13 protein-coding genes are annotated in these 16,658 nt (G+C 72.3%); 7 read left to right on the top strand and 6 right to left on the bottom strand.

Going from position 1 to position 16,658, the window contains the following annotated elements; translation table 11 throughout:
* Positions 1-112: 112 nt before the first annotated feature.
* Positions 113-982: a LysR substrate-binding domain-containing protein gene (locus ACWD35_RS31120; protein WP_451354669.1), complete on the top strand. Its 870-nt coding sequence runs from the start codon at positions 113-115 to the stop codon at positions 980-982.
* Between the two features lie 86 nt (positions 983-1,068).
* Here the strand turns inward: ACWD35_RS31120 and ACWD35_RS31115 are convergent, their stop codons facing one another.
* A complete protein-coding gene (locus ACWD35_RS31115; protein WP_451354688.1) occupies positions 1,069-2,049 on the bottom strand; it encodes an Lrp/AsnC family transcriptional regulator in 981 nt (326 codons plus the stop codon).
* 198 nt (positions 2,050-2,247) lie between these two features.
* On the opposite strand from ACWD35_RS31115, the gene ACWD35_RS31110 reads away from it, so the two are divergent.
* From ACWD35_RS31110 to ACWD35_RS31100, 3 genes are all read left to right on the top strand, one after another.
* Positions 2,248-3,771, top strand: a complete 1,524-nt coding sequence (locus ACWD35_RS31110) for an MFS transporter (RefSeq protein WP_451354668.1) — start codon at positions 2,248-2,250, stop codon at positions 3,769-3,771.
* A 400-nt stretch (positions 3,772-4,171) separates the two neighbouring features.
* Positions 4,172-5,998, top strand: a complete 1,827-nt coding sequence (locus ACWD35_RS31105) for an AMP-dependent synthetase/ligase (RefSeq protein WP_451354667.1) — start codon at positions 4,172-4,174, stop codon at positions 5,996-5,998.
* Between the two features lie 167 nt (positions 5,999-6,165).
* Positions 6,166-7,002, top strand: a complete 837-nt coding sequence (locus ACWD35_RS31100; RefSeq protein ID WP_451354666.1) for an aldo/keto reductase — start codon at positions 6,166-6,168, stop codon at positions 7,000-7,002.
* Between the two features lie 59 nt (positions 7,003-7,061).
* Here ACWD35_RS31100 and ACWD35_RS31095 read toward each other — a convergent pair whose 3' ends face one another.
* On the bottom strand, positions 7,062-7,676 hold the full coding sequence (locus ACWD35_RS31095) for a hypothetical protein (RefSeq protein WP_451354665.1): 615 nt from the start codon (positions 7,674-7,676) through the stop codon (positions 7,062-7,064).
* Between the two features lie 229 nt (positions 7,677-7,905).
* Here ACWD35_RS31095 and ACWD35_RS31090 point away from each other — a divergent pair, with 229 nt between their 5' ends.
* Positions 7,906-8,601 carry a glycoside hydrolase family 75 protein gene (locus ACWD35_RS31090; protein WP_451354664.1) on the top strand — a complete coding sequence of 232 codons (696 nt, stop codon included), beginning with the start codon at positions 7,906-7,908 and terminating at the stop codon, positions 8,599-8,601.
* Positions 8,602-8,682: 81 nt separating this feature from the next.
* On the opposite strand, the gene ACWD35_RS31085 is transcribed toward ACWD35_RS31090, so the two are convergent.
* From ACWD35_RS31085 to ACWD35_RS31070, 4 genes are all read right to left on the bottom strand, one after another.
* Positions 8,683-12,060, bottom strand: coding sequence for an nSTAND1 domain-containing NTPase (locus ACWD35_RS31085; RefSeq protein WP_451354663.1), 3,378 nt, complete (start codon positions 12,058-12,060; stop codon positions 8,683-8,685).
* Between the two features lie 257 nt (positions 12,061-12,317).
* Complete coding sequence (locus tag ACWD35_RS31080; protein ID WP_451354662.1) at positions 12,318-13,244, bottom strand: class I SAM-dependent methyltransferase; 927 nt, start codon at positions 13,242-13,244, stop codon at positions 12,318-12,320.
* Positions 13,245-13,487: 243 nt separating this feature from the next.
* Entirely contained in the window at positions 13,488-14,249 is a 762-nt protein-coding gene (locus ACWD35_RS31075) for a class I SAM-dependent methyltransferase (protein ID WP_451354661.1), read from the bottom strand.
* A 5-nt stretch (positions 14,250-14,254) separates the two neighbouring features.
* Positions 14,255-14,560, bottom strand: coding sequence for a 4a-hydroxytetrahydrobiopterin dehydratase (locus ACWD35_RS31070; RefSeq protein ID WP_451354660.1), 306 nt, complete (start codon positions 14,558-14,560; stop codon positions 14,255-14,257).
* A 237-nt stretch (positions 14,561-14,797) separates the two neighbouring features.
* Between ACWD35_RS31070 and ACWD35_RS31065 the strand changes: the two genes are divergently transcribed.
* Positions 14,798-15,634, top strand: a complete 837-nt coding sequence (locus ACWD35_RS31065) for a helix-turn-helix domain-containing protein (protein ID WP_451354659.1) — start codon at positions 14,798-14,800, stop codon at positions 15,632-15,634.
* Positions 15,635-15,731: 97 nt separating this feature from the next.
* Positions 15,732-16,595 carry a helix-turn-helix domain-containing protein gene (locus ACWD35_RS31060; protein ID WP_451354658.1) on the top strand — a complete coding sequence of 288 codons (864 nt, stop codon included), beginning with the start codon at positions 15,732-15,734 and terminating at the stop codon, positions 16,593-16,595.
* The last annotated feature ends 63 nt before the right edge of the window (positions 16,596-16,658 follow it).

Below are 16,658 nucleotides of genomic sequence, written 5' to 3'. Positions count from 1 at the left end.
TCCGGTGCCTGCAAGGGCCCTCTCCATCGTCCTTCTCCGCTCGCCGATCGGGAATCCCGTACACCACTCTCACTGTCATCACGACGGACGATGACGACGTATGCTGCATTTCGTGTACGACCCGACGCAGTTGCGCACGTTCCTCGCGGTGGCCCAGACACTCAGCTTCACGCAGGCCGCCCGGCGGCTCGGGCTGCGCCAGTCGACGGTCAGCCAGCATGTGCGCCGGCTGGAGGACGCGGTCGGCCGTCAGCTGTTCTCCCGGGACACGCACTCGGTGGAGCTGACCGAGGACGGCGAGGCCATGCTCGGTTTCGCCCGCCGGATCCTGGAGGTGCACGAGCAGGCGACGGTGTTCTTCACCGGCACCCGGGTGCGGGGCCGGCTGCGCTTCGGCGCCTCGGAGGACTTCGTCCTCACCCGGCTGCCGGAGATCCTGGAGGGCTTCCGCTACGACCATCCCGAGGTCGACCTGGAGCTGACGGTGGAGCTGTCCGGCACGCTGCACGAGCAACTGGCCGCCGGAAAGCTCGACCTGGTGCTGGCCAAGCGGCGCCCGGAGGATCCCCGGGGCGAGCTGGTGTGGCGCGACGACCTGGTGTGGATCGGCGCGGAGCGGCTGCGTCTGGAGGCCGACCGGCCCGTCCCGCTGATCGTGTATCCCCCGCCCGGCATCACCCGGGCCCGCGCACTGGAGACGCTGGACGAGCAGGGCCGGCCGTGGCGGATCGTCTGCACGAGCGGCAGCCTCAACGGGCTGATCGCGGCGGCGCGTGCCGGGCTCGGCGTCATGGCCCACTCCCGGCGGCTGATCCCGCCCGGCCTGTTCCGGCTGCCGGACCGGGCGGACCTGCCCGACCTGGGCAAGGTCGACTTCGTCCTTGTGCACGGCCGGCGCCGGGCCTCGGCGGAGGCCGCCGCGAACGCCCTGGCCGCGGCGATCCTCGCGGGCGGCGAGCGGCTGCGGCGGCAGGCCGGCTGACGGCAGCCCGGCGGCCGGCCCCTCAGCCGCGCATCCCCGCATCCGCGCATCCCCGCATCCCCGCATCCGCCCAGCCGCCCATCCGCTCAGCGCCCCGCGCGGTATGTCAGCTGCTTGACCTGGTGCAGGAACGGTGTGGCCTCCACGTGCTGGACGCCCTCCAGGGTGCCGAGCGGGCCGCTCAGGTAGGCGTACAGCTCCGCGGTGTCACGGACGACGACGGTGACGACGATGTGGGAGGGGCCCGCCGTGGCGGAGGCGAAGGCGACCTCTTCGTGGCCGGCAAGGGTCTCGCCGACTGTATGCAGGGCGCCGGGCGCGGTGGTGATCCACAGGATGGCTGCGGTGCCGTAGCCGAGGATCTCCGTGTGGTACTCGACGTCGGTGTAGACGGCGCCGGAGGCGATCAGGGCGGACAGGCGGCGTTTGACGGCGGATTCGGAGCGGCCGGTGAGGCGTTCGAGCTCGGGGTAGGTGGCGCGGCCGTCGCGTTCCAGGGCGGCGAGCAGCGGGGCGTCCTCGGGTTCCAGCCGTACCGGGGCGTCCGGTGTCCCGGCCGGGACGGGGCGCAGGGCGGCGATCTGCTCGTCGGTCAGGGCCCGGAACTTGCGCAGCCAGCCGTCCGGGCCGCCGTGGAAGCGGTGCAGCAGCTGCAGGGCGCGGATCTCCACGACGCTCGGGGTGCGGGGCAGTTTGCCGAGGAGGAGGTCGTCGTGCTCGGAGGGGCTGCGCGGCCGGGTCATGCAGGCGATCTCGGTGCCGCCGGAGACGAGCCCGATCCAGTACGTGTCGGGCCGCTTGGCGAGCGCGTCGGCGATGACGGTGGCGCTGTCGGGCGCGCAGCGCAGGCGGAGCATCCACTGGTCCTGGCCGAGGCGTTCGGCGTCCCGTAGGGCGACGATCTTGAGGCCGCCCTCCGCGGACAGCCGGCGGTAGCGGCGGGCGATGGTCTGGTCGGAGACACCGAGCACCGCGGCAATGCGACGGAATGAGGCGCGGCCGTCGATCTCCAGTGCGGACAGCAACTGGAGGTCCAGTTGGTCGAAGGTGTCGGATTTCAGCTCCAGCACGGGCTCTCCTGTCGGATTCCACCGGCCCTGGGCGTTCTTGGGCCCCGATCGGTCGTGACACGGCCATCGTACGGAGCAACACGAACGATACGGATCGATGCGGATCGATACGGACCGATACAGACGGACGCGGATGGACGCGGAGCGAGGTGCAGCCGTCGTGGATGCGCAGCCGTCGTGACAGGGAGAGGAATCATGCGGATCTGGGGGACGCTCACGGCCGTGTGCCTGGGCACGTTCATGTTGCTGCTGGACGTGACGATCGTGGTGGTGGCGCTGCCGGACATGGCGCGGGCGCTGCACGCGTCACTGGGTGAGCTGCAGTGGGTGGTGGACGCGTACGCGCTCGCGCTGGCCGCGCTGGTGATGGGGGTGGGTGCCGCGGCCGACGTCCTGGGGCGGCGCCGGGTGAACGTGGCGGGCGTGGTGGTGTTCGCGGGCGCGAGCCTGCTGTGCGGGCTGGCGTCGGGGCCGGGGCTGCTGGTGGCGGCGCGGGCGGTGCAGGGGGTGGGCGCGGCGGCGATGTTCGCCACCACGCTGCCTCTGCTGGGCTCGGCCTACCAGGGGCGGCAGCGGTCGGCGGCGTTCGGCGTGTGGGGTGCGGTCAGCAGCGCGGCAGCGGCGGTCGGGCCGGTGGTCGGCGGGCTGCTCGCCGAGGGGCCGGGCTGGCGGTGGATCTTCTTCGTGAACCTGCCGGTGAGCGTCGTCGCGGTGTGGCTGACGCTGCGGACGGTGCCCGAGTCGCGCGGGACGGGGGTCTCCCCGGCGGGCGCGCAGTCGAGTATGGCGCGGGTCGACTGGCCGGGTACGGGGGCCTTCGCGGCGTTCGCTGGCGGTACGACGTACGCGGTGGTGCGCGCCGGCGACGAGGGCTGGACGGACCCGGTGACGCTCGCGGCGTTCGGTCTGGCCGCGCTGGCGCTGGCGGTGTTCGCGCTGGTGGAGCGAAGGGCGGCGCATCCGCTGCTGGATCTGTCGCTGCTGCGCAGGCCCGCGTTCGCCGGGGTGCTGCTGGGGTCGTTCGCGTTCAACGGGGTGGCGTTCGGCTCGGTGGCGTACCTGTCGATCTGGATGCAGACGCTGCTCGGGATGACGCCGGTGCGCGGCGGGCTGACGCTGCTGCCGATGACGGCCGTGTCCATGGTGGTCGCGGTGCTGGTGGGGCGGCTGCTGCACGGGGTACCGGCCTGGCTGACGATCGGCGGCGGGCTGCTGCTGATCGGCGCGGGCACGCTGGCCCAGGCGGTGCTGGACGCGGGTTCCGACTGGACGGCGCTGCTGCCCGGGTTCGTGCTGGTCGGCCTCGGCACCGGGCTCGTCGCGCCGACGGCGGCCGGGGCGGCGCTGGCCGCGGTGCCGGCGGAGCGGGCCGGGATGGCGGGCGGCGCGGTGAACACGGTCCGGCAGCTCGGGTACGCGCTCGGGGTGGCCGTCTTCGGCACCGTCCTCACCTCCCGGATGACCGGCTCGCTCCCCCACGAGGCCGCCCACGTCCTGGCCGGCGGCGGCGCGGCGGCCCTGCGCGGCAGCATCGGCGACCACGCCCTGCGCGCCGCGTTCGCCTCGGGTCTGAACGGCGCGCTCGTGGTCGCCGGGCTCGCGGGCCTCGCGGCGGGCACCGCGGTGCTGCTGCTGGTGCGCGCGGGCCGGCCGGCGGCACAGGCGGCGGCGCCGGAGACCGGCGCGGTGCGCGAGGAGGCGGGGGCGCGGCTCGGGTGAGCGGCGGTACGGCGAGGGCGGCCCGGGCGCACCGGCGGGCCGCCCTTGCGACGTATCTCACATGGCACCTCGTGGCGTACCTCGCGCAGCACCTCGCGGCGTAGCTCACGTCGCGCCTCTTGGCCTGCGGCGAAGGCCCGACACGCCCCGCATCAGCACCGAAGGCGGTAATCGGTGCGTACAGATTCGGTGGAGATTACGACACCGGAACTTACTGACCCGTCAGTATTGTGTCCGGCCCTTCCCCATGTGCGCGCATTTTCCGGGTACCGGACGGGAGAAACGTGAGGTTTGCTGGGTTTCCGCACCCCTCCCGCACAGTGACCAGGTGGGGTAGCTTTCACCGCGCTGTGGGGAGCGTCACGTACGTGATCAAGGAGCGAGGACCGGGGAGCGGGGTTTGCGCGAGTTCACCAACCCTCCGATGGCGTCGGCGCCGCCGGTGGGCGGTCTGGCCGACATCGTCTTCGACCATGCCCTGACGGACCCCCGGCACGTCGCGCTCGGCCGCAAGGACGAGTCCGGGCAGTGGCGGGACGTGACGTCGGCGGAGTTCCGCGACGAGGTCCTCGCGCTCGCCAAGGGACTCCTCGCGAGCGGCATCCGCTTCGGCGACCGCGTCGCGATCATGTCCCGCACCCGCTACGAGTGGACGCTCTTCGACTTCGCGCTGTGGACGATCGGTGCCCAGGTGGTGCCCATCTATCCGACGTCCTCGGCCGAGCAGTGCTTCTGGATGCTGTACGACGCCGAGGTCTCGGCGGCGGTCGTGGAGCACGAGGACCACGCGATGACCATCGCCACGGTCATCGGGCGGCTGCCCCAGCTGCACCGGCTGTGGCAGCTGGACGCGGGCTGCGTGCAGGAGCTGTACGACGCCGGGGCGCACCTGGACGACGAGGTGGTGGACCGGCACCGGCAGGCGGTCACCCCGGAGTCGGTCGCCACGATCATCTACACCTCGGGGACGACGGGCCGCCCCAAGGGCTGTGTGATCTCGCACGGCAACTTCATGTTCGAGGCGGACACGGTGATCCGCCGCTGGGAGCCGGTGTTCCACTCCAAGAAGGGCGACGAGGCCTCCACCCTGCTGTTCCTGCCGCTCGCGCACGTCTTCGGGCGGATGGTGCAGGTCGCCGCGATCCGCGGCCGGGTCCGCTTCGGGCACCAGCCGCAGCTGCACGCCGCCGCGCTGCTGCCCGACCTCGCCGCGTTCCGGCCGACGTTCATCCTCGCGGTGCCGTACATCTTCGAGAAGGTGTTCAACGCGGCCCGGCGCAAGGCGGAGAAGGACGGCAAGTCGGGACCGTTCGAGAAGGCCGTCGGCATCGCGGTGAAGTACGCGGAGGCGGTGGAGGCCAAGGCCTGGGGCACCGGGCCCGGCCCGTCGGCGGGGCTGCGCATGCAGCACCAGCTGTTCGACAAGCTCGTGTATGCAAAAGTCCGCGCGGCGATGGGCGGCCGTATACGGAATGCAATGTCCGGTGGTTCGGCGATGGACCGCCGGCTGGGACTGTTCTTCGCGGGCGCGGGTGTGCAGATCTACGAGGGCTACGGCCTGACCGAGTCGACGGCCGCGGCGACCGCGAACCCGCCCGAGCGCACCCGCTACGGCACGGTCGGCCAGGCCATTCCGGGTGTGACCGTGCACATCGCGGACGACGGGGAGATCTGGCTGCACGGCGGCAACGTCTTCCAGGGCTACCTCAACAACCAGAAGGCCACCGACGAGACCCTGCACGAGGGCTGGCTCGCCACGGGCGACCTCGGCACCCTGGACGAGGACGGCTATCTGACCATCACCGGCCGCAAGAAGGAGATCCTCGTGACCTCCGGCGGCAAGAGCGTCTCCCCGGGCGTCCTGGAGGAGCGGGTCCGCGACCATCCGCTGGTCAACCAGTGCATCGTCGTCGGCAACGACCGCCCCTACATCGCCGCCCTGGTCACCCTCGACCAGGATGCCGTCGAACACTGGCTGCAGATGCGCGGCAAACCGGAGCTGACCCCGCGTCAGCTGGTGCGCGACCCCGACCTGGAGACGGAGGTGCGGCGGGCGGTGGTCGCCGCCAACACCCTTGTCTCCCAGGCCGAGTCGATCCGTACCTTCCGGATACTGGCCCAGCCGTTCACGGAGGAACACGGCCTGCTCACCCCGTCGCTGAAGCTGAAGCGGAAGGCGATCGAGAAGGCGTACGAGGCGGAGGTGGAGGCCCTCTACCAGGCCTGACGAACCGCTGTCCCGCCGGCCGGTCTCCCCCGGTCTCCTCCGGTCTCCTCCTGTCCCCCACGGACTCCCCCGGACTCCCCCGGACCGCGCGCTCAGGAATGCGCGTCGACGCGTGATCGTTGACCATGGTGCTATCACCTGTCGGCAACCGAAGGATCACGAGGCCCGTGAGCAGCAAGGTCCCCCCGATCATCCTGAACAACGGCGTCGAGATGCCCCAGCTGGGCTACGGCGTCTTCCAGGTGCCGGACGACGAGGCCGAGCAGGCCGTCGCGACGGCCCTGGAGGCCGGGTACCGCAGCGTCGACACAGCGGCGATCTACGGCAACGAAGCGGGCACCGGCAAGGCGATCGCCGCCTCCGGCCTGCCCCGCGAGGACGTCTTCGTCACCACCAAGCTCTGGAACAGCGACCAGGGGTACGACTCCACGCTGCGCGCCTTCGACACGTCGCTGCAGAAGCTGGGGCTCCAGTACATCGACCTGTACCTGATCCACTGGCCGCTGCCGTCCCGGGACACCTACGTCGACACGTACAAGGCGCTCGAGAAGCTCTACAGGGACGGCCGTGTCCGCGCGATCGGCGTGTCCAACTTCCTTCCGGAGCACCTGGAGCGGCTGATCGCCGAGACGTCGGTCATCCCGGCGGTCAACCAGATCGAGCTGCACCCGCATCTGCAGCAGCACGCGCTCCGCGAGTTCCACGCCGACCAGGGCATCCGCACCGAGGCCTGGTCGCCGCTCGGCCAGGGCAAGGGGCTGCTGGAGGTGCCGGCGATCGTGGCGATCGCGCAGAAGCACAACCGCACCCCGGCCCAGATCGTGTTGCGCTGGCACATCCAGCTGGGCAACGTCGTGATCCCGAAGTCCGTGACGCCGTCCCGGATCAGGGAGAACATCGACGTGTTCGACTTCAGCCTGGACACCGAGGACCTCGCGGCGATCAGCGCGCTGAACGAGGACCGCCGGCTGGGTCCCGACCCGGCCGCGTTCGACGTGGGATGAGGGCCACGCGGCAGTCCGTTCCCGCGGCGGGACGGACCGCCGGACGCGGCCCCCTGGGGTCAGTCGGCCCGCACGTCCGCGTGCACGACCTCGAACTCCTCCAGGCCGACGACGGTGACGTGCCCCTTGGTCGCGCTCTCGCGCCGGACCGCGGCCTGCCCGGCGCGGGAGGCCACGAGGGAGGGCCGGTCGGTGAAGATCACGCCCACGAGGCCGCGCCCGCGCTCCCGGTCGATGAGCAGGGCCGTCCTGGACAGTCCGGGCAGCGTCTCCAGCCGGGGCACCTCCGTGGCGTTGAAGGTGTCGGCGAACAGGTCCGCGTCCACAGGGTCGAACTCCACGCGGGTGATGCGCAGTCCGCCGCCGATGGCGGCGGGCCGCGGCAGCGCGTGGAAGACCACGGCCTCGTAGTTCTCGACCGCCACGGTCCCGGCGAAGGGTTCCAGCAGCGCGGGTCTGCGCTCGCGCATCACCTCGTCGCTGTTGCGCCGGGCCTCCTCCGATTCCCACCAGCTCATGGCGAACAGTTTGCCGAGGTCACGATCGACGAAGACGCCCGCGCCCCGGTAGCCGGGCCGTTCTTCGAGCAGGTCGCGACCCTCGGTGTTCAGAGCCCGGACGGCCGTGTCGAGCCGGGCCGGATCGCCGGTCGAGTACACCGCGCGTACGAACATGACGCCTCGCCTCCCGGGACTGCGGCCGTGGAGAGCCGCGGACGTGCCCGGCAACAGCGGCGGACATGCCCGGACTGTTCGCTGTCTCCAGTCTTGCCTCAGTCACAAACCACCGCAATGTGCACGGGGTTCAACCGTTCGCAGCCCAGGACTTGACGGCACATGGCGACGGGTCCACGGTGTACGGCATCCGGTAAGGAAACTTTCCTAACAGAAGGGTACCCCCACAGTGCGTCTTCGAACACTGACCCTCGCCGCGGCCTCCGTTGTCGCGCTGCTCGCCGCCGGCATCCTCCCCGCGAACGCCTCCGCCGGCTCCGCTCCGGCCTCCGCCCAGGAGGGTTCGGTCAGCGCGGCCGACCTGCTCGCCAAGGTGACGTCCTGCGCGCAGATATCGAACGGCAAGTACAGGACCGACGAAGAGACTTCGGCCACGATCCCCGTGTGCGGCAAGAACGGCGCGGTGTTCTGGAAGGCCGACATGGACATCGACTGCGACGGCCAGCGCACCACCAACTGCAACGAGAGCCGTGACCCCTGGTTCCAGAACGACACCGCCTTCCACCAGTCCGACGGCAAGCCGCTGCCGGCGGAGTCCCTCCCGTACGTCGTCGTGCCCAGCGCCAGCAGCATCTGGAACCACGCGGGCGCCGGCATCGAGGGCGGCGGTGTCGTCGCCGTCATCTACAACAACAAGGTCGAGTACGCCGTCGTCGGCGACACCGGCCCCACGAACATCATCGGCGAGGCGTCGTACGCCACCGCCGAGGCCCTCGGCATCGACCCCGACCCGGCGACCGGCGGCGTCGACTCGGGCGTGACGTACCTCCTGTTCAAGAACTCCAAGGCGTCCCCCATCGATAGCCACAGCGTGGCCGTGACTCTCGGGGACCAGCTCGCCAGGCAGTTCCTGGCGAACAACTGAGGCGGCACGTACGTCAGTTGGGCTGACCCAGCGGGCGTACGGCCATGGTGTTGACGTCGATCACTTGAAGCGCTCTCGAAGTCAAGCGCCGTTGCAGGTACGGCGGTAGGACACCGCGGTCAGGTAGCGGTGCCACTCCGCCTCGGTCAGTCCCCTCCCGGCCCGCGCGCACACGGTCGCCGCGGCCCGGGCCGGTGCCAACGGGCTGGTACGGTCGGCCAGATGAGCGGTCGCGACATGCACGTCTTCGCTGTCCGGTGAGAAGCCGAGCGCCAGGACCGGCCCGTCCCCGACCGGCAGTCTCGCCGCCGGCAGGCGGGGGGACGCGGTCTCCCACACCTCGACGGACCCGTCCGGCGCCCCGGCCGCGAGCAGCGAGCCGTCGGCGGAGAAGGCCAGGGCTGTCCGCCGCGTGGTCGAGCCGACCGCCCGCAGCACGGCCGTCCGCCTCCACGCGCGCGCGTCCCACAGCGTGACCCGGCCCCGGAAGTCGGCGACGGCGGCATACCTCCCGTCGGGGCTGAAAGCCCCGGACACCAGGATGTCCTCCCCCGCCACGCCCCGGGCCCCCTTGCTGCGCCTGCCCGTGGCGTCGTCGACGAGCGCGCCCTCGGCGGTCAGCGCGAGACGACCGGACGGATCGACGGCCAGGCGCCCTGCGGACGGCGCGACGGCGGGCCGTACGGGCCGGCCCTGCCGGTCGAACGCGGCCCGGGTCGCCGCCTTCGCACGCCACGCCCCGCCCACGAGCCCGTTCAGCGCCAGGGTGCCCACGGCACTCGTGCGCGTCTGCTCCTGGTACCGCAGCACGCCGTCGGCGAGGTCCAGGCGAAGACCCGTGACCGACGGCGTGGCGAGGGGGAAGGTGAGCAGCGGTTCGCGCGGGCCGTCGTCGGCAGGGGCCGGCAGGTCCGTGCGCCACAGGGCGAGGGAGGTGTACGCGCTCCAGGTCAGTGCGTAGTCTCCGGCGAACTCCACGGCGGTGCCGCCCGGGAGAGGCAGCCGGGGGCGTTCACGGCCGGTGTGGAAGTCCCAGGTCACCACGGCATCGGAAGCCACGGTCGCCACGGCCCGACTGTCGGAGGTGAAGGTCAACTCGTCGCCCCGGCACAGCAGTCGTTCGGTCGCCGCGGGCACCGGGACGGCCACCAGCCGCTGTCGACCGGCATCGAGGACACGCAGCCGACCGCCGTAGCCGGTGCACCAGGCGAGGTGACGCTCGTCCGGACTGAGCACCGGCAGCGGGCCGTCGCGGTCCCCGCGGTCGTAGCGGAACAGCAGGCGCTGCCTGCGTACGTCCCACAGGTCCAGCGTCGCGCGCTCACCCCGCGTCTGCCGCCGTACCAGGAACGTGCGGCCACTCGGCCCGAGCGCGCCGTCGGTGTCGGTCCAGTTGCCGGTGCCGAGCCGGTGGGTGGTGCCGTCCGTCAGGTCGCCGATCAGGAGGTCCGCACCGTTCGGGCCCCGGTAGGCGACCAAGCGGCCGTCGGCGCTGATCCCGCTCACGCCCGCGGACAGCCCGGCGCGCCGTACGGAACGGATGCGCCGGTGGGTGCGCACGTCCCACTGGACCGCCCGATCGTGTGCCAACGTCGTCAGGATCCGGCCGTCGGAGCTGAGCCAGAAAGGCGCGTGCAGCAATCGGCCACCCTCCTCGGGCACGGCGAACACGTCCCGCTCGCTCTGCGCCGCGGCGCTGCGCAGGGCCTGGCGGGTCTCGGGCAGGTCGGCGGTGTGCCAGGCGGCGACGGCCAGGCGCAGGGCGGTGCCGGGTTCGGTGGCGCGCAGGGTGCCGGCGAGGGCGGCGACCCGGCGGGCCTCGGCCTCGTCGCGCTGCCGGGCGCTGATCCCGCTCTGCCGCCAGGCGACCGCGCCGGCGACCAGGGCGAGGCAGAGCAGCACGGCGAGCGCGGCGATCAGGCCGCGCAGCCGGCGCGCGGCCCGGGCCGCGGTGCGCCGACCGTGTTCGTACGACGCGACGCTCGCCGCGATGAAGTCGTGTTCGAGGTGGTTCAAGTCCGGTGAGCCGGCGGGGCCGTGGAACATCTCACGGGCTTCGGCGAGCCGCACGCCGCGATACAGCGCGCCCGGGTCCCGTTTCAACTCGTCCCAGGCGCAGGCGGCTTCGGTGAGGCGGCGATGGGCGCGCAGGCGTTCGCGGTCGGCGTCGATCCAGCGACGAAGCCGGGGCCAGGCCTGGAGGAGGGCCTCGTGGGCGAGGTCGACGGTGCTGCCGTCGACGGTCAACAGGCGGGCGCGGACCAGGCGTTCGAGGACGCGTGCGGTGGTGTCGTCCGTGTCGAGCTCGGTGCGGTCGGCCGGGCGGCGGGTGTCCTGCGCGCCGTCGCCGGGCGTGACCAGGCGCAGCAACAGGGCGCGGAGTGTGGCGGCTTCGGTGGTGGTGCAGCGGGAGTAGACGTCCTCGGCGGTGTGGGCGACGGCGCCGCGGACCCCGCCGACGGCATCGTAGGCGGTGACGGTGAGGGTTTTGGCGGTGCGGCGGCGCCAGACCTCGCGCAGGGCGTGGGCCATCAGCGGCAGTCCGCCCGGCTCGCCGGCGACGTCCGCGACGATCCGGGCACTCAGTGCGCGTTCGACGACGAGCCCGTGTGCGGCGGCGGGCCGTACGACCGCCTCGCGCAGTTGCTGCTCGGTCATCGGTCCGAGCAGGAGTGTGGAGCCGCGCAACGCGTGGGCCAGTTCGGGGTGGTCGGCGCAGCGGCCGTAGAAGTCGGCGCGCACGGCGAGGACGACGCGGAGCCGGGACGCGGGGTCGAGTGCGGTGAGCAACCGGTCGAGAAACAGCGCGCGTTCGGTCGGGTCCGTGCAGAGCACGAAGACCTCCTCGAACTGGTCGACGACGAGGATCGTGTCGCCGGGGCCGTCGTGCGGGGTGAACAGAGCCTGGTGGGTACGGGCCGGGTGGGGGCCGGGGGTGAGGACGCGGATCGCGGCCGGCGGCTCAACGAGGTCGGTCCTCCTGCTCAGTTCGGGAATCAGTCCGGCTCGCAGCAGGGACGACTTGCCGCTGCCGGAGGCTCCGACGACCGCGCAGACGCGGGTGCGGCTGGTGTGGGCGGCGAGTTCGGCGACAAGGTCGTCGCGGCCGTGGAAGTGCTCCCGGTCCGCGGTGCCGAACCGGGCGAGCCCCGGATAGGGACTGTCGGTCTCGTCGTCGGGGACGGGGGTGGCGACGGCTTCGGCGGCGGCCGTGTGCCAGCGGCGTTCCCAGTCCTCGGTGTCGCCGCCGCAAGCGGTCACGTAGGCGCGGAGCACGGGCAGGGTGGGCAGCCGTTCGCCGGCTGCCGCGGCGGACAGGGTGGGGCCGGAGTAGCCGGCCCGTGCCGCCATGGCGCGGTAGGTCGGGGTGCCCGCCTCGTCGCGCAGCGTGCGCAGCGCGTACGCGAACCGCTGCACCGCTCCCGCCCCCGGATCGAGCGGCTTCTCCCGGCGCCCCATGCAACGCCTCCCCCATCGACTGTGAACACCCTCCACGCTAACAACGCCCGTACGGCGATTGACCGGTGAGCCCGGCAGGGGTTGCGTGTGCCCGGTCCGACGCCTGGACTCCCGCGAGGAGGGCCGCGCCGAGGATCACCGACGACCGGCGGGGCGGCACTCGGTCGCGGGACGAGACGGTGACGTACGACCTGGCGCGGCACACGCTGCCTCGGCTGGATGGCCGTGGGGCACGTGCGCCTGCCTCTCTGGCCCCGCTAGAGCGGCCGTACCGCTGTGTGCACCGTGTACGCGCCCAGCACGAAGACGTCCGGCCTGAGGTGCACGCTCGCCGGGTCGGCCGGGTCGAGCAGGCGGTCGAGGGTCGCGCGGTCCTCGGGGTCCAACTCGTCCGGGAAGGCCTCGCGCAGACGGCCGAGGGAGGCGGCGACGTAGGCGCGGGCGCGGTCCGTCGCGGGGGCGGGGAGGTCCAGGAGGAAGGTGCGGGTGCGGGTGTGCTTGAGGCCGGCGGAGGTCAGCAGTGCCGGCCAGTCCTCCGTGACGGGGACGGAGTCGGGCAGGCCGGCCCGCATCCGGGCGAACCAGTCCGCCTCCAGCGCGTCGAGCCGGGCCTGGAGTCCGGGGCGGCCGATGCCGATGTCCCTCGGCAGGCAGCGGGTGGGCAGGCCGCCTTCGAGGAGGGCGAGGGTGCCACCGGGGGCCAGGTGGGCGGCGAAGGCGGCGAGCGCGGCCTGCTGGTCGCCGAGGTGGTGCAGGCTGCGGCTGGCCCACAGAAGGTCGGCAGGATAGTCCAACTTGCCCAGGACAGCGGGGAGTTCACCGGCGAGGGCGTCGAAGCGGTCGGCCACGCCGTACTGCGCGGCGCGGGCGCTGGCGCGCTCCAGCAGTGGCGCGGTGCTGTCCACGGCGACGACCCTGGCGCCGGGGAAGGCCTCGGCGAACAGGCAGGCGACGACGCCGGGGCCGCTGCCCGCGTCCACGATCAGCCCGGGCTCGGTCACCTCCTGCGCGAGCCAGGCCATGGCCCGCTCGTAGACGGGGGTGAACAGCTCGGCCTGCGCCTCCAGCAGGGGCCCCAGTTCGTTCCAGTCGACGTCCGCGTCTGCGTGCGCATGGCCGTGCCCGAGCTGGTGCTGGTGTTCGTTCGCGTGGCCCGGCGTGTGCGGGTGGTGGTCGTGCTCCATGGTGCTCAGCCTCTCTTCCGGATGCGGTCAGCGTGCGACGGCACACCGGGTGCGGGCCAGTTCTGTTGCCGGTACGGCAAAAACGAGCCGGCGGAGGTGAGGGAACGGCAAGCTCGGCGGGGAACGGCGAGTGCGGCTGTGCCCGTCTGTCGCCGGCGTTGGCCCGATGGACGGCGAACTGGTGGAGCGCTTCCGCGTACCAGATCCCTCCGCCCTCCAGTGGTCCGGGCAGCCCGACGCCTGTCAGCGGGCGGGCGGCTTCCGGAACGCGCGCATGGTGAACCGGGGGTCCGGGCGGGGGCGATCCTGGTCCGGGAGGCGGGCCAGGAGGGCGGCGAAATCCTCGGTACGCGGATCACCGGGCGGCAGGAGGGTGAACCAGCCCCGGCGCAGGTCGGCGATGGTGGAGCGGGGACTGCGGCCCTGTCCGACGCCGGGGAAGGCGGCCTGTCCCGCGGGGGTCAGTCCGTGCTCGGCGGCATACCCGGTGACGGTGTCGCCGGCGTCCGGGGCGGGGCGGCGCGGGCGGGGGGCGAGGACGGCGTCGATGTCGCTGCCGACGTCGTGCGCGTCGGCCTTGTCGACGGTGGTGACGTACACCCCGCCGGGCCGCAGCACGCGGGCGCACTCGGCGACGATGGCGCGGACGTCGGTGTCGTCCTCCAGCAGGTGCAGCAGCCAGACGCTGGTGACCACGTCGAAGGTGGCGTCGGCGAACGGCAGCCGGCGGCTGTCGGCTCTGAGGATCGCGCCGGGCAGGCGGGCCGCGGCCATCCGGGTCATGGCGGGGGCGAGGTCCGCGCCCGCGACTCGCAGCTCCGGCCTTGCCGCGACGAGCCGCCGGGTGACGATCCCGGTGCCGCAGGCGACGTCGAGGAGTCGGCTCGGCCCGTCGCCGGACCGGTCGGGCAGCAGGCCGAGGACGGCCTCGGCCGCCGCCTCGGCACGGGGCTCGCCGCCACGGGAGGCGTCGTACGCCTCGGCTTCTTTGTCGTAGTCCAGCACGCCCGTCAGTGTGCCCCGTGACCTGGGGCGATGTCCTCCACCCTGTGGGCGAGCGCGAAGTCCTTCTCGGTGAGGACGCCTCCTGCGCAGTGTGTGTTCACGCTGAAGGAGACGGTGTTGTAGCCGAGGGTGAGGTCGGAGTGGTGGTCCAGCTCGTCCTGGATGGCGGCGATGTGTGCGACCAGGGCCGCGGCAGCGACGTGCGAGCCGAGCCGGTAGCCGCGGGTGAGCCGGTCGCCCTCCACCGACCAGCCGGGCAGCTCGGCCAGCCGGTCCTCGATCTCCTTCTGCGACAGTGGTTCGACGGCCATGGCCTGTCTCCCTTTCGTGGCGGTCGGGTCCGTGCTCAGCCTGCCACGGCGGGACGGCCGACGGCCTGCCGCGGTCGGCTCTCGGTGTCGCCGGTCTGCTGTATACCGCGTACCGTGCACGAGCTGTCGCATGCTGTATGCACCATGCCGTATGCGCCGGGCGCGCCCGCCGCCCGCCCCTCGGCCTCGGTCGTCGTTCTCGTCGTCCGGCCGTGCAGTTCGACTACGGTCGACCGTATGAGCATTGTCGCGACCGGTCCTTCCCCCTCCGCAACCGCAACTGCCCCTACCGACAAGGGCGTCGGCCCGCTGCTGCGTGCCTGGCGGGAGCGACGTCGGATCTCCCAGCTGGAGTTGGCGCTGCGCGCGGACTCCTCGGCCCGGCACATCAGTTTCATCGAGACGGGCCGCTCCCGGCCGAGCGAGGACATGGTGCTGCGGCTGGCCGAGCATCTGGACGTGCCGGTGCGGGAGCGCAACGCCCTGCTCCTGGCTGCCGGTTACGCCCCGCACTACCCGGAGACGCCACTGGACGATCCCTCACTGGATGCGCTGCGCGACGGCATGGAGCGCCTCATTCGCGGCTACGAGCCCTATCCGGCGCTGGTGGTCGACGCCGGGTACACGGTGGTCGCCGCCAACCGGGGCATCGCGATGCTCCTCGAGGGCGTGCCGGAGAAGCTGATGACGCCGGCGCCGAACGCGATGCGGCTGACACTGCATCCCGAGGGCCTGGCGCCGCGCATCCGCAATCTGCGGGAGTGGCGCGGGCATCTGCTGGCCCAGATGGAGCGGGAGATCGCCCTGTACCGCTCGGACGCGTTGCGCGCCCTGTACGAGGAGGTCGCCGGCTATCCGGTGCCCGAGGACACGCCGGGCGACGAACCGGCGGAGCCCGTACCGTACTTCGCGCTGCCGCTGCAGATCGAGCACGACGGCCGGGTGCTGTCGTTCGTGTCGTCGATCTCCACGTTCAACACCCCCATGGACGTCACGGTCGCCGAACTGGCCATCGAGACGTTCCTGCCGGCCGATCCGGCGACCACCAAATACCTGCACACACTGGTCGGTTGATCCCTTCCTCCCCACGAGTCGACGTCGGCCGCGTGTGCGAAACGGCGTCACATGACAGACTGCCCGCGTACGTCGGCGCGTAGGGGAGGGCGTGGCGTTGAGTGAGCGGCGACCCGCCCCCACGGTGGGCCAGGTGGTGCTCGGCAAGCGTTTGCAGGAGCTGCGGGAGGCGGCCGGCCTGAGCCGCGAGGAGGCCGCGGGCATCCTGCGGGTGGCGTCGGCGACCGTACGGCGGATGGAGATGGCCGAGGTCGCGCTGAAGATCCCGTATGTACAGGTGCTGCTGGACGCGTTCGGGGTGCCCGCCGAGGAGGCGGCGGCGTTCGTGCGGCTGGCCGAGGAGGCGAACGAGCCGGGGTGGTGGCAGCGGTTCCACGATGTGCTGCCGGACTGGTTCAGCCTGTACGTGAGCCTGGAGGGCGCCGCCCGGGTCATACGCTCGTACGAGCCGCACTTCATACCCGGCCTGCTGCAGACGGAGGACTACGCGCGGGCGGTGCTGGAGGCCGGGACGATCGGGCACACGGGTCCGGACACGATCGAGCGGCATGTGTCGCTGCGGATGGAGCGGCAGCGGCTGCTGGAGCGGGACGATCCTCCGCACCTGTGGGTGATCATGGACGAGACGGTGCTGCGGCGTCCGGTGAGCGTGCGTCCCGAGGTGATGCGCGAGCAGCTGGACCGGCTGCTGGAGTACGCGGACCGGGACCGGGTCACTCTACAGCTGGCCGAGTTCGCGACGGGCCCGCATCCGGGGACGTACGCGCCGTTCACACTGTTCCGCTTCGCCGAGCCCGAGCTGCCGGACATGGTGTTCACCGAGTATCTGACCGGAGCGCTGTATCTGGACTCCCGCCGGGAGGTCGCCACGCATCTGGAGGTGCTGGACCGAATGACGGCGCAGGCCGCCTCCGCGCAGCGCACGAGGAAGCTCCTGCGGGAGCACCGCGCGAACCTGTGACCTCCTTCCCTGCTGCGCGTCCGCTGCACTGAGGCCCTGACCCGTACGGGCGGCCTGAACGGG

This window comes from Streptomyces sp. NPDC002671, assembly GCF_053592475.1.
This window is presented reverse-complemented; position numbering and strand designations above follow the sequence as displayed.

Excerpts from the sequence above, each read along its gene's own strand:
- ACWD35_RS31070 (WP_451354660.1), bottom strand. The coding sequence starts at position 14,560 with ATGGCCGTCGAACCACTGTCGCAGAAGGAGATCGAGGACCGGCTGGCC.
- ACWD35_RS31110 (WP_451354668.1), top strand. The coding sequence starts at position 2,248 with ATGCGGATCTGGGGGACGCTCACGGCCGTGTGCCTGGGCACGTTCATG.
- ACWD35_RS31065 (WP_451354659.1), top strand. The coding sequence starts at position 14,798 with ATGAGCATTGTCGCGACCGGTCCTTCCCCCTCCGCAACCGCAACTGCC.
- ACWD35_RS31080 (WP_451354662.1), bottom strand. The coding sequence starts at position 13,244 with ATGGAGCACGACCACCACCCGCACACGCCGGGCCACGCGAACGAACAC.
- ACWD35_RS31085 (WP_451354663.1), bottom strand. The coding sequence starts at position 12,060 with ATGGGGCGCCGGGAGAAGCCGCTCGATCCGGGGGCGGGAGCGGTGCAG.
- ACWD35_RS31095 (WP_451354665.1), bottom strand. The coding sequence starts at position 7,676 with ATGTTCGTACGCGCGGTGTACTCGACCGGCGATCCGGCCCGGCTCGAC.